The sequence below is a fragment of the Aequitasia blattaphilus genome (assembly GCF_024721305.1).
Classification (GTDB): Bacteria; Bacillota; Clostridia; order Lachnospirales; family Lachnospiraceae; genus Aequitasia; species Aequitasia blattaphila.
This window is the reverse complement of sequence record NZ_JAMXOD010000001.1, coordinates 141,206-163,239: the sequence shown is the minus strand read 5'-3', so window position 1 is coordinate 163,239 and position 22,034 is coordinate 141,206. Positions and strand designations below refer to the sequence as shown.

The window sequence follows — 22,034 nt, the reverse complement described above, 5'->3', positions numbered from 1 at the left end:
CGACTCTATTCCTTTGTTCCGTGAAGTTCGCCTTCCATTCGAAGGTCTGCAAATCCCTTTTGCCTTAACGCTTCGTATAAAATAATTGCTACAGAATTCCCTAGATTGAGAGACCTACTGTCTCCGCTCATAGGGATTCGTATGCAATTTTCCATATTGCCTTTTAATAAACTCTCCGGAATTCCGGCACTTTCTTTTCCAAACATAATATAGCAGTCCGAATCATATTCTACCTCTGCATAAGTCTGTTTTGCCTTTGTCGTTGCCATGTAAAGCTTTGGTGAATTGTTTTTCTCCATAAAATCTTCAAAATTAATGTAAGTGGCTACATCTAAATCTTTCCAGTAGTCCATTCCCGCCCGCTTTAGATTCTTTTCATTTAATCGAAATCCAAGAGGCTCAATCAAATGCAGTTTCGTACCTGTAGCCACACAAGTTCTTCCAATATTCCCGGTATTAGCCGGTATTTCCGGTTCTAATAATACAATGTGTATCATGCTCTTTCCTCTTCTCTTAATCGACTAATAAAACACGCCAGTCTTTCCATCGCAATCTTTAAGCTGTCAATAGAATAGGCGTAAGATACACGTAAGAAACCTTCTCCACATTCACCAAATGCCGTTCCCGGTATCACTGCCACCTTTTCTTCCTCCAAAAGCCTGGTTGCAAATTCCTCAGAAGTCATATTGAATTCTTGAATACTTGGAAATACATAAAAAGCTCCAAAAGGTTCAAAGCATTGCAATCCCATTTTTTCAAATGAATGCATTAAAAATCTTCTTCTTTGATTATAGGCGGTTCTCATTTCCTTCACATCTTTATCACAATGCTTTAGTGCTTCTATTGCCGCATACTGGCTATTCGTTGGCGCACACATAATTGCAAACTGATGAATCTTAAGCATTTGTTCCACAATATTTCCAGGTCCGCAGATATACCCCAGTCTCCATCCAGTCATGGCATAGCTTTTTGAAAATCCATTAATAATTAAAGTTCTTTCTTTCATTTCTGGAAGAGATGCGATTGATGTATGCTCCTGTCCATAAGTCAGCTCACTATAGATTTCATCCGACAATACATAAAGGTCATGTTCTTTCACTAGCTCTGCAATCGGCTCCAGTTCTTCTCTAGTCATAATTGCACCCGTTGGGTTATTCGGATAAGGCATTACCAACATTTTTGTCTTAGGCGTAATGGCTGCCTCTAATTCTTCCTTCGTCAGCTTAAAGTCATTTTTCTCCTGCAAATCAATTACAACAGGAGTTCCCCCTGCAAGGCTAACGCAAGGAAGATAAGATACAAAGCTCGGCTGGGGAATCAATACCTCATCACCCTGATCCAACATAGCACGGAATGCTAAGTCAATCCCTTCACTTCCTCCTACCGTCACCAAAATCTCCTCTGATTTATACTTTACCTTTATTTTACGCTTCAAATATTTCCCAATTTCATCCTTTAGTTCCTTTAACCCTGCATTTGACGTATAGAAGGTTTTTCCTTTTTCTAACGTATAAATTCCCTCTTCTCTAATGCGCCAAGGTGTTTCAAAATCGGGTTCTCCTACCCCTAGTGAAATGGCATCTGGCATTTCACTTACCAAGTCAAAAAACTTTCGGATTCCCGATGGCTTAATTGCTGTTACTTTATCTGACAATGGATTTCTCATTAGGGGGTCACCGGCATCCTTTCCGCTTTCTCGCTGCTAAACATAGTGATTCCATAATCTTTATATTTTTTTAAGATAAAATGGGTTGCCGTACTCATTACATCCTCCATTGGAGAAAGTCTTTCAGAAACGAAAGTGGATATCTCCAGTAACGTCTTGCCCTCCAATGTAATAAGCAAATCATACGCACCAGAAATAAGATACGCAGATGTCACTTCTGGATACTTGCAGATTCTCTTTGCTAACTTGTCAAATCCCTCTCCCCTGGTTGGTGTCACTCGCACTTCGATAAGAGCAGTTACTCTTTCTACTCCTGTCCTTGACCAGTCAATAAGGGTATGAAATCCCTTGATAATCCCTTCTTGTTCCATTCCAGCCAGTTCATTTACCACTGTAATCTCATCACTTCCGATTAAAATTGCCAGCTCCTTTAAATCCACACGGCTATTCTTTTCTATATATTTTAATATTGATTTTCTTACCTTTTCCATGTCTTTCCTTCCTCAGATTCTTTCCAATTCATCAATTCCCGGTTTATTAATGCGTTTCCAACTTTCACCAACGAAAATTTTACGTTCCTTTCCCTTGGTAAAACCTCCAACCCGAGCACTAATGATCTGTTCTTTTCTTAATTCCTTTAAAACCTCTTCTCCATTTTTCGTTGCAATCGCAACGCATCCTTTTGCATTTAAACAATAGGGATTTAATCCCCAAACCTCTGTAATTTCTATGGTTTCCTGGCAAATCGGAATCTCCTTTAAATAGATTTCAAACCCTGTCTTTTGTTGAATGGAAAGCTGATACAGTGCCGCATATATACCTCCTCTACCTCCATTTATGACAAAGGTATCCGGTATATGCTTTATATACTCTTTCACATTTTTTTCCCAGAAAGGCTCAATCTCCAAAATATTTTTCAGAAAAAACCCTGGAAAACGAAGACTCAACTCTGCCTCTTTTTCCTTTACCAATTGAATTGTACCGAAAAGTCCGGCGTAATTTCCCAATATGATTTCCATTTTCTCTACTCTCCCGTTCCCGTTTCCATGCTTGCAGCCTGTGAGATTGCATTGGCTATAGCAGTTGAATCCTGAGATGAAATCGCACTCCTTACAAGACTACTGGCATTTGGGTTCTCCGATGCGGTACCAACTTTCACCACTCGATCCGATCTCTGGTAATGACTATTGTTTGCCACATCTCTGGAAACCTCAACTTCATTCTCATATACAATCTTCCACAATCGCGCTTCAATTCCTGTACTTGCATTTCCACTTGCCATAGTAGAGCCTATTGGAGATTGATAATCTTCCACATAGGTTGTTTGATAATCTTCTGTTGAAACTACCTCACTTTCGTATTCTACTCTTCGTCCCGGGTCTCTGGTTTCTTTTCCGTAAACCACTATTGAAAGCTGGTTCTCCGGTGTAATTTCACCATAAACATAAATGGGGTAATCATAGTTATTTTTAAATACCAAGTCTAAAGCATCTTCAGCGATTGCTGCATCCCTTGATGGCTTTACATAAGGTACTGTCATGGAATGAGGATAGCGCTCTACCATTTCCAGTTCTGCATACAAAAGTGCATTGTATAGAGTTGTCGATACCTGACAAATCCCGCCTCCTAAGCTATCTACTACCTCTCCACCTTCGTAGGTTCCCGCCGGAAGGTAGCCGCTTTCTTCGGTAAAAGGCATTGCTTTTTCCAAAAAGGAATATTCTTCTCCCGGAGGGAGAAGAAAGCCCAGTGTCCGCTGGACACCGACTCGAATATTATTGACTCTGTTATCACCATACCCCACATCCGTTGAAAAGCTTCCTAAGGAATCTTTGATATCTTTCAAATCTTCCTCTTTCACACTTGGTACATCTTCCACAATCTTTGCCTTCATTCTAAAATCATTGTGATCCCATGCATTGTTCAACTTCTGTATCATCTTCTGGAAGGTTTTGTCCACATCAACCTTCGTTCCATCCACTTCCTTTTCCACCTTAATTGTATCCCCTTCCACAATTAAAGTTGCATTTTTCGCAAAATTACTGAGTGGATAAACCATGCTTTGTATCTGTTCTTTTCCAGCACCTTCATCCAAAGTAAATAGGATTGGAAAAGTCTTCTTTTCCTTTTCCAGCTTCTTCAACTGGAAATATCGGGAATATATATTTCCCTTAGTTCCATAATTTACCGCATCTTCCAAGGTTTTGTCCAGCTCCTTATATTGAATCCCCAATGCACTTAAAGGCAGAACAACCTCCTGTTCTCCCACTAAAACCGTAACATTTGCGGCTTTTACCTCCTCCAAATGCTCGTTCACAATTTTTTTTGCTTCTTTTTTAGTTTTTCCAGAAATATTAATGTCATCTACGTATATATTATTACATATTTTATCATCTGTATGATTTTTTACGTATTTATAGGTACTTATTGTAATAATTCCAAAAATGATTATTGCGATAACACAAATAAGGCCAAAAAGAGCAATTTGTCTTTTTCGCCTCATCCGTTTTCTTCTTTCCATTCTCTTTTTTTGCTGACTGATTTTCCCCATGATTCATTCAGCCTCTAAAGATATGGAACAATGCTTGTCAAAAGCATTGCAGCAATAATAACGAGAATTACAATGGATACAATTCTTTTTGTTCGTTTGTTGTTAAAATTCATACGTCCTACACCTTCTTTAATTTACTCCTTATATTCTAAACGTTAAATAGTAAGAAATCAAATTTTTCCCTTCATATCTTCCTGATATTTTTTACAATAGCGCTGGAAAGAGCAAATATCGCACTTAGGTCCTCTGGCATGACAGATTTTGCGCCCAAATGCAATCGCCTGTATATTAAAAAGAATCCAGTGATCTTTTGGTAATTCTTTCATCAAATCCATCTCTATTTTTACTGGATCTTGATTTTTCGTAAGCTTCAAACGATTGGAAACTCTTTTTACATGGGTATCTACCACCACACTAGGTTCATGAAAAATATTGCCACGCACTACATTGGCCGTTTTTCTTCCCACTCCCGGCAAGCTAGTCAGCTCCTCAATCCCACTGGGCACCACACCATGAAAGCGGTCTCTTACTTCTTTCATACTTCCAATAATATTTTTCGCCTTATTGTGGTAAAAACCTGTGGAGCGAATTATTTCTTCAACATCTTTTAGATTTGCAGATGCCAAAGCATCTATCGAAGGATATTTTTTAAATAATTCCTTGGTCACAATATTTACCCGGGCATCTGTACACTGAGCACTAAGAGTTGTGGCAACTAGTAGCTGCCACGCATTTTCATAGTCCAGATAATGCACAATTGTCGTTCCGAATTCTTTATCAAAGATCTCAATAATTTCTTTTGTTCTCTTCTTAATCATATTTCCCACGTCCTTGCTTCATAATTCATCGGATTCCTCCTGCGGTAGTCAAAAAGATAGGTCTTTCCAAGAAGAGGAAACTTCTCTAAGTGAGTCATTTTTCTCATCTGATTCTTATCATAGCCCTGATAATTCTCTAAATACCTATAATTGCTGGACTCCTCTTCATAAAATTTTGCCACCTCATCCTTGGACAGCACTGGCGGAAAAGAAAATTCTGGTCTGGATTTTGCATTTTCTCTTAGATAATAGTCCAATGTAAGAAGCTCTCTATATTCTTCAATATCTTTGTTCATTGTTGCACTGACAAAATCCAAAAGGATTTCATACTGCTTTCCTCGCTTATGAAGTCCTTTGCTATACCCTTGCTCTTCATAAAATGCACCAAGCTGACTATAAAAATCATAATAGGTTGGAAACTCTTTTTCCAGGACACCTATCGTATTTCTGTACTGTCCACTGTTATAATATATCTCCAGAACGTTTTCCACATTCTTAAGATTAATAACTTCATCATAAGACAGCCATTTTGTAGATAAAACCTCATAAGGCGGATGACTCTTATACGTGAGCTGATATTCTTTTGCATTTTCTTCCATAAAGGAGCCCTTTAAAACCTTTAAAAATCCCAGCTGAAGTTGCTCCGGATGCAAATCATAAACCATGTTAAATGATCTTTTAAAGCTCTCCACTCCTTCAAAGGGAAGCCCGGCAATCAAATCTAAATGCAGATGTGTATTATTATATTCTTTAATTCTTCTCACACAGGCTGCCACCTGGTCAAAATTCATTACTCGCCTGATTTCTTTTAGTGTATCTTCATTGGTGGATTGTACCCCAATTTCAAACTGAATTTGCCCTGGACGCATTTTTTCAATGATTTGAAAATCTTCTTCCCGAAGCAAATCTGCTCCAATTTCAAAGTGAAAATTCGTAATTCTATTGTCATTCTTTTGAATAAATTTCAGGATTTCTCTGGAATGATTCGGATTACAATTAAAGGTTCTGTCTACAAATTTTACCTGAGATATTTCCATTTCCAGAAACTTTTTGATTTCGTTTAATACCTTATTCGTTTCTCTGAACCGCAACTTCTTATCTACCGATGAGAGACAATAACTACATGAAAAAGGACATCCTCTGCTGCTTTCGTAGTAAATAATCTTGTTTTCAAATGGCGACATATCCTCATATACAAATGGAATTCGGCTCATATCCATAATCTCTCTTGGTGAATTTCTTTGTACTTTCCCCAGTGAATCACGATATGTAATCCCTTTGACCTTTTTTCTTTCTTTTCCCTCCACTAATTCAAGGAAAGTCTCTTCTCCTTCTTTCTCCATAATAAGATCAATATTCTTGTTCCCTTCCATCCGATTAATGGTATCAAAACTCACCTCCGGACCACCCAGCCATATTTCTGTCCCAGATTTGACTTTTTTTAGTTCTCCTACAAGCTCTGTTACAAAATCGATGTTCCAAATATAGCAGGAGAAGCTTAGAATATCTGCCCCCTCCTTGTAGATGTCCATCAAGATATCATCCTTCTGCTGATTGATTGTATATTCTTTGATAATCAACTCCGCTTTCTCTTCATGACAATGCTGCTCTGTATAGGCTTTGATGCTATACACAGCTAAATTTGAGTGTATGTACTTTGAATTAATTGCAATTAATAATATTTTCATCATATCTCCATTATAAAGGGATTTGACTTTTATGCAAGAACCATGTAAAATAAAGACTCGTGCAGCCGGGGTGTTAGCGGTACCTTGCACCTGCAATCCGCTATAGCAGGGGTGATGTTACGTAGAGGGTCAGATTTTGTTTGGCTGCCCTTGGCAAGTGGCGTTTACGATTTGGGTCTTACGCGACGAAAATCCATGAATCGTGTCAGGTCGGGAACGAAGCAGCACTAAGTGGAACCTTTCGGGTGCCGTAAGGTAGCCTGGGTCTAGTCAACTACCAAGGTAACGCAGATGAAACTTGATTCGAAGCGTAACGCACGTATAAAAGCAGCAATCCTAAGATGGATTACTGCCTTTTTTTCGCAATTCTTTAAAGAAATCTTTCATAAGCTTTCCACATTCTTCTTCCATTATTCCAGAAGTAATCTCTACCTGATGATTAAATTCTTTCATATCCAAAAGATTCAAAATGGATCCTGCACAGCCGGCCTTCGGATTCATACAGCCTATTACCACCCTTTTAATGCGTCCTTGAACAATTGCACCGGCACACATTTGGCAAGGTTCCAACGTCACATACATCGTACAATCATCCAATCTCCAGTCATTAAGCTTCTTGCTGGCACGTTTGATGGCAATCAGCTCGGCATGAGACAAGGTGTTTTGATCCTTCATGCGTCTATTATATCCTCTTCCGATAACTTCTCCCTGATGCACTATGACACACCCAATTGGAACTTCTCCCAGCTTATACGCCTTCTTTCCTTGCTTATATGCTTCCTTCATATAGTATTCATCTGTCTTTATCATTTGACCCCCTACATAAATCCATTCAATTCCTGATACAGCCTTTTTGCATAGCTGTCAGTCATTCCACAGATATAATCTGTAACTAAAAGGAGACGTAGATAAAGTTTTTCTTCCTTACTCTTCCCTTTTCCATGCGTGTGATACGCCTCAAGATAATTACTGGAAATAAATGCAATCATTCTTTTGTCAATGGAAGTCAGCGGCTGATCATCATCGAATTTAATTGCTGCAGACATAAAACGATCCAGCAAAAATTCTAGAATCACTGCTTCCTGAGCCTCCATTCCATAGATTTTTCGTGAAGTAAATACCTCCTCATAGGCAAGTTTTCCCAAAACATCCATAATATCCTTTACATAATTTCCATAGAACAAATCTTTCTGATAGGTTCCGGACATAATCTCATCATAATGGTCTGTAAAACCTTTGGTCGCTCCACCTATTACATAGCCTTGCACCCGTATAATCCAATTCTTTACCCCGTACTCTTCCGGCTTTTCCAGTTGCTTTTCTACCCCTCTATTATACAGTCTTGATAAAATAGCTGCCGGTTTGAATTCCTCCTCTGGATGGGCTTCCTCAAGCTCTTTTAATGCCTCAAAAAGTCTTTGATAAGATAACATCCCCTTTATGTATGCGTCTTCAATATCTGCCGTCTTATAGGCAATATCATCTGCCGCTTCCAGTATAAATGTCAAAGGATGTCTCGCCCCTTTTGTCCCAGTGGCTTCCTCTATTTCCTTGTAAATATCCTCATCTGCATAGTAGAACCCTAGTTTTTTGTATTTTATATCTTTCGATTTCCCATCAATCTCCAGGGAAGAAACCGGGTATTTTACAATGGTGTTTAACAACGCATATGTTAAATTCATTCCGTGCTCATCCACTAAAAAATGAAGCTTCGTTACTAACCGCAATGCTTGGGCATTTCCTTCAAAATGATACAAATCCTCTAGCATTTGCGGTGATAATGCTTCCTCAACACTTCGACCATGAAAGGAAATATTCTTCAAATTTTTTTGAAACCATTCACGTATAGCGGTCTCACCAAAATGTCCAAAGGGCGGATTTCCAATGTCATGTATTAAACCGCTGCACTGTAGGATCGAGCTGATGTCCTCCTTCATCCGCGGTGTGAAATCCGGATCCTTTTCATAAAACAGAATGTTTTCTCCTATATTTTGTCCCAAAGATTTCGCGAAGGATGAAACCTCCAAAGAATGAGTCAAACGAGTCCGAATAAAATCACTTTTATCCAAAGGAAATACTTGTGTCTTATCCTGAAGTCTTCGAAAGGACGCGCTTCCAATAATTCTGTGATAGTCCTTCTCAAATTCGCTCCGTAAATCCGGATTCTCTCGTCGGGCACCCGTTGTATATGCGCCTCTGCTTCTTTTATCTGATAATAGCTGCTTCCAATTCAATTTCTTTCTCACTTTCTAGTCTAAATAAATTGGTGGTTCATAGTCTTTTCCAAGAAGAACCTTCTTTCTTTCCTGATAGCCAAGAAATGCCCACTCCGTCATATCTGTCCATTTGTGGTCTTTTCGGTCATAGACTTGTACATATCCGATTCGATTCGGGTGCACACGAACACTGTTGCTTTCATATTCCACTCCAGTAAAAGGATTGATTTCTGCTTTTCCATCCCCTTTGGCTTCTGGGGTTTCTGATGATTTCTCTCCCTGAGATGCAATTACATCTTTCTCTTCTTCCACTTCCTCAAGTCCAGTTCCATCTTCCTCTTCCTTACTGCTTTTCTTAAAGATGCCTGATAAATAACCCTTCCATCCAGCTTTCTTAGCTGTTTCCTCCAGCGTTACTTCTCCATCATTTAAAATCGCAGTCATTTCTTCTTCCGAAAGTGAAAGCTCTGGCTGAGGTACAGACTCTTCTGGCTGGAAAGCTGGCTCTTCTGGCTGAATTTCCTGATCTGCTTGCTTCTCTATTTCATCTAACTCCTGGCTAATATCTACAAGTTCACCCACTGTGATGTCTCTTTCCGCTTCTTCCAGCATTTCTTCCTGGGGAATAATTTCGATTGCCGGCTTTGATACCGGTTTTACTGTCATACGTTCTTCTACAGCAGTACCTAAGATATCCAATTGAAATCCACACCCTAAGATTTCGGCAATCATCCTCATATCTTTCTCCTGGAAATTATCTCGCCCTAACCTTTGTGTTAAATTTTGTCTGGACATCTTTTTTCCAGTTTGTCCTTCAATGGTTTCTGCCAGCTCTTTAATGGTCATGCCTTTACGGCTTAAAATTATTTTTACTTGTTCTGCAAATGTTAAATTAGGCATATATTCCTCCTTGTAATACTAATTTCGCTCTTTGTAAATTTTTCCGTTTCTTGATAAACCCGTTTATTCCATCTAATATTAACAAATACTTTTCCTAATATCAACACTTTAATACTTTAATAAGTTATTACACCTTAGGACTACTTCCCTTTCTATTTTTAATTCTTCCCTATCGTAGGTGTATATTCCGTTTGTTTCTTCTTCAATATCTGAAAGTTGTGTATAAATTACAACGGACAATCCCTTCTTAATTTGAGGAATCACCTCTCTCTTCATTAAGGACTCATAAGCTTTTGTCAAAGCTTTTTTACTCTTATAAATACGATATCCATATGTTTTCTCCTTCGTTCTGTGTCCTTTCATGCTATAAGAATATCCACCGAATTCTGTGAGGGCAGCAACTCGATTTGCTTCTTGCTTTATCTTCAAGGGAAGAAAATAATTATGGATGCTTCTAAAATCTCCACCTTTTTGATCGAACCATCCACTTGCCTGATCAATTAATCTTGAAGCATCTATTTTCCGAACTATGTCCGTCATAAAGTTGGTTTCAAACTGTCCCCAGCCTTCATTGAATATCGTCCAGCAGACAATAGACGGATGATTATAAAGCACTTTAATGGTATCCTTCATTTCTCTAATAAATCGCAGTTTTGCATTTTTTTTCTTCCGTCCTGTCAAACTTTCCGGTGGATTTTTCAATGAAATATGAGTCCACTCAAAGAGAGTCGCCATATAAGTAATAAACCAAGGCCTATGTCCCTCTCCTCCATTAATCATATCCTGCCATACCATCATTCCCAGACGGTCACAGTGATAATACCAACGTTGTGGCTCTATCTTCACATGCTTGCGTATCATATTAAATCCTAAGTCTTTCATGTTTTGAATGTCCCGGATAAAATCCCAATCCGAGGTAGGTGTCATCAAGCCCTCCTGCCAATATCCTTGGTCAATGACTCCTTTCTGGAAACAAGCTTCATTATTCAGATAGACTCTCGGTATATTTTCCCCATCCTTCTTTATTTCAATTTTACGCATGGCAAAATAGCTCTTGACCTTATCCTCCCGAAAGGTAATTTCTACCGGATACAAATACGGATTATCTGGTGACCAGGATTTCATATTCTGAATCTTTATAATATTGTTTTGATTGCTTTTCCCAATAAATGTAATGCGTTCCTCTCCTTCACCAATGACAATTACCACCGGAGCATCTTGGTTCCCATCCACTCGTATTTGGATTGCTTCTTCATCATAAATGGGAGTATAGACAATGTTTTGAATGTATTCCCTTGGAACCTCCTCTAACCATACACTTTGCCAGATTCCACTCTGTCCTGTGTAGAACATTCCCCCTGGTTTAAGGCTTTGTTTCCCTCTTGCCAGATAAGAGGAATCCGTAAAATCTTTTACCATCACTTCCACTGTATTGTCTTTCTGGATCCATGGTGTAATATCAACAGAAAACGGAGTATATCCGCCCACATGCTTCTGAACCAATATATTATTGATGTATACAAAAGCAATCTGATCCACAGCTCCAAAATGAAGAATCCATCTCATTCCATGAACTTTTTCTACTTGAAACTCCTTGCGATACCACAAATATTCGTAAGGACGCACTTTCCGATTCACTCCTGAGAGTGGCGCTTCCGGCGAAAAAGGCACTCGTATATTGCCGTCAAATTTTTTTGGTTTTTGAGGCTTTCTTGTAATCGCATAGAGCCATGTGCCGTCCAATGAAAGAAAGCTGTCTCTTCTTAGCATTGGTCTTGGATATTCCTGCATCTGCATTTCCTCCTGTAATATTCAAAGAAAGACCACCCAAGAATATATTTCTTGTAGCAGTCTTCTTTTTTTATTTTTAGATTACCACACTTTACTCCATATATCCACCCTTCATTGGAGATACTGCGCGATCTGCAAATAATTTTAAAACACCTTTTGTATATTTATTTGTAAATGGTTTCAGCTTTTTCTTTCGTTCTTCTAAAACAGCAAGTATGTCTTCTTCTCTTTTCTCTTCCCCTTGTATGCCACAGATTCGTAAAACTCGATTCGGAATATTAATTTCGATAACATCTCCTTCTTCAACCAATGCAATCGGGCCACCCTCTGCTGCTTCTGGCGAGACATGTCCAATCGCCGGTCCTTTTGATGCCCCTGAAAATCTTCCATCTGTTATCAAAGCTATAGAGGCACTCAATTCCTCATCAGATGCAATGGCTTCTGTGGTGTAAAACATCTCTGGCATCCCGCTTCCTTTTGGACCCTCGTAACGAATAAACACAGCATCTCCCGGTCTGATTTTATGGGTTAAAACAGCATCTATTGCCTCTTCTTCCGAGTCAAAAACCCTGGCATTTAACTTTGCCTCAAACATTTCTTTTGGCACAACAGTATGTTTCACGACGGCTCCGAGAGGTGCCAGATTCCCTTTTAATATTGCAATGCTTCCATCTTCTCCAAAAGCATTATCAAAGGAACGAATCACATCTTCTCTTTGAATTCCATAGTCCTTTAAATAAGCTTCACATTCTTCGTAAAAACCGTTTTGCTTAAGCTCTTCCAGATTTTCTCCCAAGGTTTTTCCGGTAACAGTCATGACATCTAAATGGAGAACACTCTTGATTTCTTCCATCACTCGTGGAACACCACCTGCATAGTAGAAAAACTGTGCTGGCCATTCTCCTGCCGGTCTGATATTGAGTAAGTAATGCGCCCCCCGATGTAGACGATCAAAGGTATCTCCGTCAATTTCAATTCCAAATTCATGGGCAATTGCCGGAATATGAAGCAAGGAATTTGTAGACCCGGATATCGCTGCATGAACCATGATTGCATTTTCAAATGATTTTAATGTAACAATATCCCTTGGCTTAATATTATGTTTTGCAAGATAGATTGCCTGCTTCCCTGCACTCTTTGCATACTCCTTAATCTTCTCTCCTGTTGCAGGCAAAAGAGCACTCCCAGGAAGACTGAGTCCTAATGCCTCTGCCATGACCTGCATGGTGGAGGCTGTTCCCATAAAAGAACATGCTCCACAAGATGGACATGCATTATGCTTATAAAACTTCAACTCATCTTCTGTGATTTCTCCTCTTTCATACATAGCGTTGTATGCGCCAATTTGCTCAAGAGTCAAAAGATTTGGTCCCGCATCCATTACACCACCACTCATTACAATAGCTGGCATATTTACTCGTGCCAACCCCATCAAATGTGCCGGCATCCCTTTATCACAGCTTGCAATATAGACACCTCCATCAAAAGGCGTTGCTCCAGCATGAATCTCAATCATATTTGCAATGGTGTCCCGAGATGCCAGAGAGTAATTAATCCCATCATGTCCCTGAGCCTCTCCATCACAAATATCTGTAGTAAAATACCGGGCTCCTTTTCCGCCTTCTTCTTCAATTCCCTGGCGTGCTTCCTCCACAAGCTCTATTAAATGCACACTCCCCGGATGACTATCTCCGAATGTACTTTCTATCATAATCTGTGGCTTATCTAAATCTTCAACTTTCCAGCCTGTACCCAGTCTCAAGGGATCAAGTTCTGGAGCCACTTTTCTAAGTTCCTGACTTTTCAACATTTTTATCACCTTTCTTAGACTCCCCAATGATCAGCTCGATGTTTCTCTGATTCTGTTTTATGTGGGCGGTCATAACTTCATTTGCTTTTTTGGTATCATGCTCCTTGATTGCCTCAACCAGCATGCGATGCTCTTCGATTGTATGGTGCTTTAAACCAGATTTTGTAATATCTATAAAAAGCATGATACTGCTTTGAATAATTGGTACAATCTGCTGTACTACCTGATTTCCCGTACATGCAGCAATTGCTTCGTGAAAATCAACATCCTCCTGAGTATGTGCAATATTTTGATGAATTTTATCTTCTACCAATTTACACAATCGCTCTAAATCTTGAATATTTTCTGCCGTTGCACGTTTTGCAGCAATCTCTGCAATTTGAGGCTCAATCATCAATCTGGTTTCACACATATCCAATGCGAGTTTGTGTTTATCACTCATAAAAGAAAGACCTAAGGGATCATCAACCACTCCCGGCTTGTCACTCACAAAGGTTCCTCTTCCTCTCTGAATCTCTACAATATTTTGAGCCACTAAAATCTTAACAGCCTCTCGAATAGTACCACGTCCGACCTTTAGCTGGTCAGCCATCTCGAATTCATTGGGAAGCTTATGTCCTGCTTCCCATTTATTTACAATAATCAACTCTTTAATCTGCTCTGCTACCTGCTCCGGTAAAACTTGTGCTTTTTGTCCGATTGCCTTAAATGATTTTTCCATATTTGTCCCCACCATTCGTACTTTTTCAACACTCACAGTATAGCATGAAAAGAATATACTTTTGAAGTGAATTTACACAAGTCCTGGCAGTACACCTTGGAATAATGAAAGTACTGACACAAAAATCAATATTGCAACTCCGGCTATAAATCCTCCTATGGTCCATCCTCTTATGGTATCCGTAACAGAGATTCTGAAAAATCTGCTGATTGCCCAGAAACCTGAGTCATTTGGCAAAGACAAACCAATTCCACCTGCACAAATTGCAATGGAGCAAAGTATAGGTGAAACACCGCTTGCTGCAATTGTGTTGGCCAAAATTGCTGCTGTTGTCATGAGAGCTACTGTTGTTGACCCTTGTGCGCATCGAATAATCTGTGCAATTAAGAAACACAGCACTAAAATAGGAATACTAAACTGGGAAAGTGATCCGGCTACGTAATCTGCTATTCCTGTTGCCTGAAGAATCTTACCAAAAGCCCCACCGGCACCTGTAATCAATAGAATAAGTCCCACTTGATCCGCGGCTTCTGTCATCACATCTGTCGCTGTCTTTTCGATATATTTTCTGGATATCAGTGCTGCGTAAATAACTCCACACATCATAGCAAAGTTCTTATTTCCAATAAAAGTAACTACTGGCATAATCGCCGCGTCACTGCCCACTGCTAAAGGAACAAAACTTCCTAATAAAATAAGAATAATAGGAACTAATAAAATTGAAAGAGCTTTTCCTGCCCCCATAAGTTCTTTGTCGGATTTCTTTTCGATTTGTGCCTCTTCCTCTTCCAAATCGTCAAATGTATAAAAATGTCCTTTTTTCTGATCCTGTTTATCCAAGATCTTACCCCAGATTATTCCACCAGCAAACATTCCAACAAATGCAGAAATCAGAGCATAAAAGAAAAAGATTCCAATATCAATTCCAACCGTTTCAGCCACTGCAAGAGGTGGGGCTGTGGGAAGAACCAAGGCAAAGGTACAGGTTGTTGCCACAGAAATTGCACAGGCATAAGTTACCATTGAAATCTTGGTCTTCTTAGACAAGACCCGGAGCATTGGTGCAAACATAATGTAAACCACATCTCCAAATACTGGAATTCCGGTAATAAATCCAGAAAGTGCAACTGCAATCGGTGATTTTTTATCTCCGAAAACCTTTAAAATCCTGTTACATATGGATTCAATCCCACCAGATTCAAACATGAATTTCCCCAGCATTACACCCAGTCCAGTTACCATACCGATGCTTCCTAAGGTTCCTCCAAATCCATCTGTTACCGTCTGTGCCACGTCATTGAGAGGCATATTTACCAGTATTCCAGTTGCAAAAGCTGTTACCAAAAGAGCAACAAATGCATTCAGCTTAAACTTAATAATCAAAACTAATAACACTACAATTGCTAAAATAAAAATTCCCATCAATAACGGTCCCGTTACAATTTTTTCTCCAAACATAATAATCCCTTTCTCACTCTTTACTTTACTAAATAACCACCATCTACAGGTAGAATCGTTCCAGTTACATAATCACTTGCTTTCGATGCTAAAAAAATACAAGCTCCCTTCATATCATCACCAGTTCCCCATCTCTTTTTAGGGATACGCTCTGTGATTTGGCTATATCTTGGATTTAATGGATCTAGCAATGCTTCATTCATCTCTGTTGCCATATATCCAGGTGCAATAGCATTTACATTAATACCTCTTGCTGCCCAATCATTGCTTAATTCTTTTGTTAGCTGAGCGATTCCTCCTTTTGATGCTGCATATGCCGGAATCGTCTGACCTCCGAAAAATGACATCATCGATGCAATATTAATAATTTTACCATATCCTTTTTGAAGCATCACCTTCCCTGCTTCTTGACAAAGAATAAAAACAGAGTTCAAATTCACATTTAAAACTTCATCCCACTCTTCAATTGGGAACTCTTCCGCACTATGTCTTCTTTGCAGACCATGAGCTGTCACTAAAATATCCACTTCATTTTCAAGTTTATTCATACATTCCTTAAAACATTCATAGGTTTTATCTCTCTTTGACAAATCCGTTTTGATACTATGACAAATATATCCTTTGCCACAAAACTCTTTGGCGGTTTCATATACTTTCTCATTGCTTCCTACGATTACTACTTCACAACCAGACTCCATAAGGCCTTCTGCCATACTTAAGCCTAAGCCTCTTGTTCCACCAGTGACAATCGCCTTCTTTCCAGTAATATCAAATAGATTCATTTGGTGCTCCTTTCCAGACATATGTCGTCATACGTCTTATGCCTATAATAATATTTCTCTTTCCTCTCTTTGTCAATTATGTTTTATTATTTCAGCGATATCTCTAATTAAAACCTAGACTTTTTATGCACATTCAACTAAAATGGAGATTAACAAGAAAACTAGGAGAAGGAAAGATTATGGTAGATGGAATTATTTTTGATTTGGATGGAACCCTATGGGATGCTACCGAGTTAGTAGCTGTCGCATGGTCAAGGGCTGCGAAGAAATACACCGGCGTTGATCCAAAATTTACGAAGGAACAAATTGGTGCTTGTTTAGGAAAGCTTTTAATTGATATTGCTGTCATGCTCTTTCCAGACTGCACAAAAGAACAACACCAGGAACTCATCGAATTATGTATAGAAGAAGAGCATAAAGAATTGCAAGTTTCATCCGGAGTTCTTTATCCTGGGTTAGAAGAAACTTTAAAAGAATTAAAGAAAACGTATCCGCTGTATATTGTAAGCAATTGTCAGGCAGGTTATATTGAGGACTTCCTGGCTGCCACAGGCTTTTCCCATTACTTTGCAGATCACTTATGTCCTGGGGACACTGGAAATCCAAAGGGTGATAATATTATGGAAATCGTGGAAAAGCATCAAATGAAATCTCCCGTCTATGTCGGAGATACTCAAGGCGATTACGAAGCCACTATAAAAGCAAAGGTTCCTTTTATCTATGCCGCTTATGGTTTTGGTGAAGTCGAAGGCTACCACAAAAAAATAGACAGCTTCTGTGAGCTGCCTACTATTATGAAAGAGTTGTAACTATGATATAGCCTCTTGTATTTTCCCTTTAATGGTTAAAATATGATTGGCTATTTCTTTTATTCTATTTTCATCCATCCGGTAAATAGGTGCTGAAATGCTAAAGGCATAGGATGAGCCAGCATTCTTTGTTTCTAAGCTCGCAGCAACGCAGCGGATTCCCTCCTCATTCTCTTCGTTATCAATTGCGTACCCTCTGCTCCTTATTTCTTTTAACTCCTTTTGTAAAACTGCAAAATCTGTTATTGTGTGCTCTGTTACTTTTTTGACCTCACTTTTTTCCCATATACGGACTACTTTTTCTTCCATCATATCCGCCATCAAGGCTTTTCCCACTCCAGAGCTATAGAGGGGAAGCTGCTTTCCCAACTGAGAAACCAGTCGAATCGAATTCGTTGTAGATTCAATCTTATCAATATAAACAGCATTTATTCCATCGAGCTGTACCAAATGTACAGTTTCCCCTGTAAGATTCACCAATTCTTTCAAATAAGGTCTTACAACCCTTGTAATATCGATTTGATTCAATATCTGATTTGAAATTCCACAGATTTTAAACCCAAGCCGATACTTATGAGTGTCCGGGTTCTGAAAAACATATCCCATATAAACAAGAGAATTCAGTAACCTGTGTACCGTTGTTTTATTTAAATCCAAATCATTACTTATATCGATTAACCCCATAGAACCTTTAGCCGCTAGTAGTTCGATCACTGCAAAGAGCTTATCTGCAACCTGTATCGGGTTTGATTTCATTTCCATATAAACCTCCAAATTTATTTTTTTCTAAAAATACATTGACAGATTCTATTATAGCGCTATAATGGTGATATGTACATAGTTTCACATTACAAAATGTAGTTTCACGATATGAAATTTAGGAGGTTGTTATGAACAAAGTATTAGAGGATATTCAAAAAATTGGTATTGTTCCCGTTGTGGTATTAGACGATGCTGCTGATGCCGTTCCGCTGGCCAAGGCTTTAATCGAGGGTGGTTTGCCTCTGGCAGAGGTAACTTTCCGTACTGCCGCTGCTGAAGAATCCATTCAAAAAATGACAGAGGCTTTTCCTGATATGTTAGTTGGCGCAGGTACTGTACTTACCATTGAAAATGTTAAAAAGGCGGTAGCCGCCGGTGCAAAATTCATCGTTAGCCCCGGATTTAACCCTACTGTTGTAAAATACTGTGTTGAAAACAATATCCCTATCACACCGGGAGCTTCAAACCCTTCCGATATAGAAAGAGCCCTTGAGTTTGGCTTAGAAGTTGTAAAATTCTTCCCTGCCGAAGCTTCTGGGGGATTGAATATGATTAAGTCTTTGGCGGCGCCTTATACAACGGTCAAATTTATGCCAACAGGTGGAATCGGTGCTCACAATATTAATGATTATCTTGCATTCGATAAAATTTTAGCCTGCGGCGGAAGCTGGATGGTAAAAGGAGAGCTTGTAAAAGCAAAAGATTTTGCAAAAATAACAGAGCTGACCAAAGAAGCCGTTATGACCATGCTTGGTTTTGAACTCGGCCACCTTGGCATCAATTGCAATGATGAAAAAGAAGCTTCTGACACTGCATCTTCCTTCTCTTCACTTTTTGGATTTGAGAATAAGGAAGGAACATCTTCTGTCTTTGCGGGTACTGCTATAGAAGCTATGAAAAGCCCTTATCTCGGCGCAAAGGGTCATATTGCAATTAAGACCAATAGTCTGAACCGTGCCGTCAACTATCTGGAAACCCAAGGCGTAGAGTTTGATCAATCAACCGGGAAATACAAAAACGATAAATTAGTCGCAATTTACATGAAAAAAGAAATCGGTGGATTCGCAATTCATCTATTACAGAAATAGGAAAGGAAAGAAGTATCATGGCAAAAAAAGTAGTAACATTTGGAGAAGTAATGCTTCGATTAGCACCTGAAGGATATACACGATTTGTTCAAGCTGATACCTTTGGTGCCACCTACGGTGGCGGGGAAGCAAACGTAGCTGTCTCTTTAGCAAATTACGGATTGGATGCAAGTTTCGTAACAAAGCTCCCAAAACACGAAATCGGACAAGCTGCTGTAAATTCCCTTCGTAAATTTGGTGTTAACACTTCTCATATCACAAGAGGTGGAGAAAAAGTAGGGATTTACTTCCTTGAAAAAGGAGCGTCTCAAAGACCTTCAAAGGTAATTTATGACCGGGCAGGTTCAGCGATTGCAACTGCAAAATCCGAAGATTTTAACTGGGATGAAATTTTCCAGGATGTTGATTGGTTTCATTTTACCGGTATCACTCCTGCCCTTGGGGACGATGTAGCTGATATCTGTATTGAAGCTTGTAAAAAAGCAAAAGAAAAAAATATCACTATTTCTTGTGATCTAAATTATAGAAACAAACTTTGGTCAAAAGAAAAAGCATCCAAGGTTATGGGCGAAATCTGTAAATACGTTGACGTGTGTATTGCAAACGAAGAAGATGCATCGGATGTATTTGGAATCAAGGCAAAAGATACTGATGTAACAACTGGTGAGGTAAATCACGAAGGCTATAAAGAAGTTGCGAAAGAGTTGATGAATCGTTTTTCATTTACTCACGTAGCAATTACTCTGAGAGAATCCATCTCGGCCAATGACAACAACTGGTCTGCTATGCTTTACGATGGGAATGATTATTTCTTCAGCAAAAAATATGCAATGCGTATTGTGGACCGTGTTGGTGGCGGTGACAGCTTCGGTGGCGGTCTAATTACTGCTATTTTAGATGAAAAATCTCCCCAAGACGTAATCGAGTTCGCTGTTGCAGCATCTTGCCTAAAACATTCTATTGAAGGAGACTATAACATGGTTTCCAAAGATGAAGTCCTAAAACTTGCCGGAGGAGATGGTTCCGGACGTGTACAACGCTAATTTCATACTATTGATATCATAAAGTCGCAATGCATAAAGAGGGGAGCCAATTTTATTGGATCCCCTTATGCACATAAGGAGGTTCTTATGAGTAAAGATTTTGATTTATTAACCCTGGGAGAAATATTGCTTCGTTTATCTCCCCCTGACAATGAAAGAATAGACCGAGGCGACCTCTTCTACAAACAAGTAGGAGGCGCAGAACTAAACGTGGCCTCTGGCGTGTCTCTTTTAGGACTGCGTACCGGAATCATTTCCAAACTGCCCCAAAACAGTTTGGGACGATATGTAAAAAACAGGGTGCGTTTTTTTGGTGTCAGCGATGACTACCTAACCTATGATGCCGCTGATGACCAAAGACTGGGAATTTACTATTATGAAAACGGAGCTTACCCCAGAAAACCTAGTGTGGTATATGACAGAGACTATACCTCTATTCATAAAATCAATTTAAACGACTATGATGCCTCCCTCTTTTCATCTGCCAGAATCTTTCATACCACAGGTATTATGTTAGCCCTGGGAGAACATACGAGAGCTACAACAATCGAAATGATAAAACGGTTCAAAGAAAGAGGTACTCTCATTTCCTTTGATGTAAACTTTCGTGGAAATTTATGGACCGGCGAAGAAGCCCGTAAGACAATTGAAGAAATTCTTCCCTTCGTAGATATATTCTTCTGCTCAGAGGACACAGCAAAGCTCACCTTCAAAAAAAATGGTGCTTTAACTGATATGATGAAAGAATTCTCAGACGAATACAATATTTCCGTTGTTGCATCCACACAACGTATTGTACACAGCCCAAAGATTCATGATTTTGGCTCTGTAATCTATGATGCAGAAAAAGACTATTACTATACGGAAGACCCCTATAAGAGTATTGACGTTGTAGACCGCATTGGCAGCGGTGATGCGTATATCTCCGGTGTCCTCTATGGACTTCTTTCCACAAATATGGACTGTGAAAAAGCTTTACAATATGGAAATGCAACTGGCTCCGTAAAAAACACAATCCCAGGTGATATGCCTTCTTCTACCTTAGATGAAATCGAAAGAATTATAAAAGAGCATCAAAATACTGGCATCAAATTAGAAATGGATCGATAATACAAAAACCTCCCTATAAAATAGGGAGGTTTTTATCCTAATGCCACATCTAATACCATCATTATTACAAATCCCACAGCAAACCCTATGACTCCTAAGTTGCTGTGCTTTCCTTCTGCCGTTTCTGGAATCAATTCCTCTACCACCACATAAAGCATGGCTCCAGCTGCAAAGGCCAGTAAATAAGGAAGTATCGGTGTTACAAATCTTGTTAAGACAATCGTAATGACTGCTGCAATCGGCTCGACAATCCCAGAACCCAATCCCGCTAAAAATGCTTTATTCTTCGACATTCCATTTTCACTTTTCAGAGGCATTGATATAATTGCACCCTCGGGAAAATTCTGAATTGCAATACCAATCGATAACGCAAACGCTCCCGCCATAGATAGATTCTCTGTTCCTGCTAATACTCCTGCAAATACAACTCCTACTGCCATACCTTCCGGAATGTTATGAAGAGTAACTGCCAATACCATCATCGTATTCTTTTTGAGTGTTCTCTTCGTATGTTTTCCCTCAGGTTCTTCGCTTCCTGCATGAAGATGAGGAATGATCTCGTCTAAAATTAATAGGAATAGTATTCCCAGCAAAAATCCAACTGCTGCCGGTACAAAAGCAAAGCGTCCCATATCTTCTGACATATCCATAGCTGGTATCAGCAAAGACCATACTGATGCAGCAACCATAACCCCAGATGCAAATCCAAGCAAAGCTTTTCTCACCTGGATATTCATCTCATCTTTCATTAAATAAACACACGCTGCTCCAAGAGAAGTTCCAATAAAGGGAATCATTAATCCCCCAAATAAATTCATACT

General features: G+C 39.3%; 21 protein-coding genes and 1 other RNA gene. 5 read left to right on the top strand and 17 right to left on the bottom strand.

All coding sequences use genetic code 11. The features are described from left to right. Positions 1 to 5: 5 nt before the first annotated feature. From trmL to NHH15_RS00755, 7 genes are all read right to left on the bottom strand, one after another. Positions 6 to 497, bottom strand: coding sequence for a tRNA (uridine(34)/cytosine(34)/5-carboxymethylaminomethyluridine(34)-2'-O)-methyltransferase TrmL (gene trmL, locus NHH15_RS00785; protein WP_262064729.1), 492 nt, complete (start codon positions 495 to 497; stop codon positions 6 to 8). Beyond that, on the bottom strand, positions 494 to 1,666 hold the full coding sequence (locus NHH15_RS00780) for a pyridoxal phosphate-dependent aminotransferase (RefSeq protein ID WP_262064728.1): 1,173 nt from the start codon (positions 1,664 to 1,666) through the stop codon (positions 494 to 496). Before NHH15_RS00780 ends, trmL begins: the two co-directional genes overlap by 4 nt. Beyond that, the gene (locus NHH15_RS00775) at positions 1,666 to 2,157 is read right to left on the bottom strand and encodes an Lrp/AsnC family transcriptional regulator (protein ID WP_262064727.1); all 492 of its coding nucleotides are present in this window, start codon (positions 2,155 to 2,157) and stop codon (positions 1,666 to 1,668) included. Before NHH15_RS00775 ends, NHH15_RS00780 begins: the two co-directional genes overlap by 1 nt. A 12-nt stretch (positions 2,158 to 2,169) precedes the next feature. Beyond that, complete coding sequence (locus tag NHH15_RS00770) at positions 2,170 to 2,685, bottom strand: AIR synthase-related protein (RefSeq protein WP_262064726.1); 516 nt, start codon at positions 2,683 to 2,685, stop codon at positions 2,170 to 2,172. A gap of 5 nt (positions 2,686 to 2,690) precedes the next feature. Continuing rightward, positions 2,691 to 4,169, bottom strand: a complete 1,479-nt coding sequence (locus NHH15_RS00765) for a VanW family protein (RefSeq protein ID WP_262064725.1) — start codon at positions 4,167 to 4,169, stop codon at positions 2,691 to 2,693. Between the two features lie 218 nt (positions 4,170 to 4,387). Continuing rightward, entirely contained in the window at positions 4,388 to 5,032 is a 645-nt protein-coding gene (gene nth / locus NHH15_RS00760; RefSeq protein ID WP_262064849.1) for an endonuclease III, read from the bottom strand. After that, the gene (locus NHH15_RS00755) at positions 5,032 to 6,723 is read right to left on the bottom strand and encodes a B12-binding domain-containing radical SAM protein (protein ID WP_262064724.1); all 1,692 of its coding nucleotides are present in this window, start codon (positions 6,721 to 6,723) and stop codon (positions 5,032 to 5,034) included. Before NHH15_RS00755 ends, nth begins: the two co-directional genes overlap by 1 nt. 57 nt (positions 6,724 to 6,780) lie before the next feature. Between NHH15_RS00755 and ffs the strand changes: the two genes are divergently transcribed. After that, an RNA gene (ffs, locus tag NHH15_RS00750) (signal recognition particle sRNA large type) lies at positions 6,781 to 7,044 on the top strand. 15 nt (positions 7,045 to 7,059) lie between these two features. On the opposite strand, the gene tadA is transcribed toward ffs, so the two are convergent. From tadA to NHH15_RS00710, 8 genes are all read right to left on the bottom strand, one after another. Continuing rightward, positions 7,060 to 7,533 (bottom strand): tRNA adenosine(34) deaminase TadA, encoded by a 474-nt coding sequence (tadA, locus tag NHH15_RS00745; RefSeq protein WP_262064723.1) that lies wholly within the window; start codon positions 7,531 to 7,533, stop codon positions 7,060 to 7,062. Positions 7,534 to 7,541: 8 nt separating this feature from the next. After that, positions 7,542 to 8,957: a deoxyguanosinetriphosphate triphosphohydrolase gene (locus NHH15_RS00740; RefSeq protein WP_262064722.1), complete on the bottom strand. Its 1,416-nt coding sequence runs from the start codon at positions 8,955 to 8,957 to the stop codon at positions 7,542 to 7,544. Positions 8,958 to 8,972: 15 nt separating this feature from the next. Beyond that, positions 8,973 to 9,839: a hypothetical protein gene (locus tag NHH15_RS00735; protein ID WP_262064721.1), complete on the bottom strand. Its 867-nt coding sequence runs from the start codon at positions 9,837 to 9,839 to the stop codon at positions 8,973 to 8,975. Positions 9,840 to 9,947: 108 nt separating this feature from the next. After that, complete coding sequence (locus NHH15_RS00730) at positions 9,948 to 11,630, bottom strand: glycoside hydrolase family 2 protein (protein WP_262064720.1); 1,683 nt, start codon at positions 11,628 to 11,630, stop codon at positions 9,948 to 9,950. Between the two features lie 91 nt (positions 11,631 to 11,721). Then, the gene (gene ilvD, locus NHH15_RS00725; protein WP_262064719.1) at positions 11,722 to 13,440 is read right to left on the bottom strand and encodes a dihydroxy-acid dehydratase; all 1,719 of its coding nucleotides are present in this window, start codon (positions 13,438 to 13,440) and stop codon (positions 11,722 to 11,724) included. Then, positions 13,418 to 14,161, bottom strand: coding sequence for a FadR/GntR family transcriptional regulator (locus NHH15_RS00720; RefSeq protein ID WP_262064718.1), 744 nt, complete (start codon positions 14,159 to 14,161; stop codon positions 13,418 to 13,420). Before NHH15_RS00720 ends, ilvD begins: the two co-directional genes overlap by 23 nt. Positions 14,162 to 14,233: 72 nt before the next feature. Further along, positions 14,234 to 15,619 carry a GntP family permease gene (locus tag NHH15_RS00715; RefSeq protein WP_262064717.1) on the bottom strand — a complete coding sequence of 462 codons (1,386 nt, stop codon included), beginning with the start codon at positions 15,617 to 15,619 and terminating at the stop codon, positions 14,234 to 14,236. A 20-nt stretch (positions 15,620 to 15,639) separates the two neighbouring features. Beyond that, complete coding sequence (locus NHH15_RS00710; protein WP_262064716.1) at positions 15,640 to 16,401, bottom strand: SDR family oxidoreductase; 762 nt, start codon at positions 16,399 to 16,401, stop codon at positions 15,640 to 15,642. A gap of 179 nt (positions 16,402 to 16,580) precedes the next feature. On the opposite strand from NHH15_RS00710, the gene NHH15_RS00705 reads away from it, so the two are divergent. Then, positions 16,581 to 17,210, top strand: coding sequence for an HAD family hydrolase (locus tag NHH15_RS00705; RefSeq protein ID WP_262064715.1), 630 nt, complete (start codon positions 16,581 to 16,583; stop codon positions 17,208 to 17,210). Here the strand turns inward: NHH15_RS00705 and NHH15_RS00700 are convergent, their stop codons facing one another. After that, positions 17,211 to 17,972: an IclR family transcriptional regulator gene (locus NHH15_RS00700; RefSeq protein ID WP_262064714.1), complete on the bottom strand. Its 762-nt coding sequence runs from the start codon at positions 17,970 to 17,972 to the stop codon at positions 17,211 to 17,213. Positions 17,973 to 18,100: 128 nt separating this feature from the next. Here NHH15_RS00700 and NHH15_RS00695 point away from each other — a divergent pair, with 128 nt between their 5' ends. From NHH15_RS00695 to NHH15_RS00685, 3 genes are all read left to right on the top strand, one after another. Further along, positions 18,101 to 19,060 carry a bifunctional 4-hydroxy-2-oxoglutarate aldolase/2-dehydro-3-deoxy-phosphogluconate aldolase gene (locus NHH15_RS00695; protein ID WP_262064713.1) on the top strand — a complete coding sequence of 320 codons (960 nt, stop codon included), beginning with the start codon at positions 18,101 to 18,103 and terminating at the stop codon, positions 19,058 to 19,060. A 17-nt stretch (positions 19,061 to 19,077) separates the two neighbouring features. Beyond that, positions 19,078 to 20,103 carry a sugar kinase gene (locus tag NHH15_RS00690; RefSeq protein WP_262064712.1) on the top strand — a complete coding sequence of 342 codons (1,026 nt, stop codon included), beginning with the start codon at positions 19,078 to 19,080 and terminating at the stop codon, positions 20,101 to 20,103. An 87-nt stretch (positions 20,104 to 20,190) separates the two neighbouring features. After that, complete coding sequence (locus tag NHH15_RS00685; protein ID WP_262064711.1) at positions 20,191 to 21,213, top strand: sugar kinase; 1,023 nt, start codon at positions 20,191 to 20,193, stop codon at positions 21,211 to 21,213. Positions 21,214 to 21,245: 32 nt separating this feature from the next. Here NHH15_RS00685 and NHH15_RS00680 read toward each other — a convergent pair whose 3' ends face one another. After that, positions 21,246 to 22,031, bottom strand: a complete 786-nt coding sequence (locus tag NHH15_RS00680; RefSeq protein ID WP_262064710.1) for a ZIP family metal transporter — start codon at positions 22,029 to 22,031, stop codon at positions 21,246 to 21,248. Between the last annotated feature and the right edge of the window lie 3 nt (positions 22,032 to 22,034).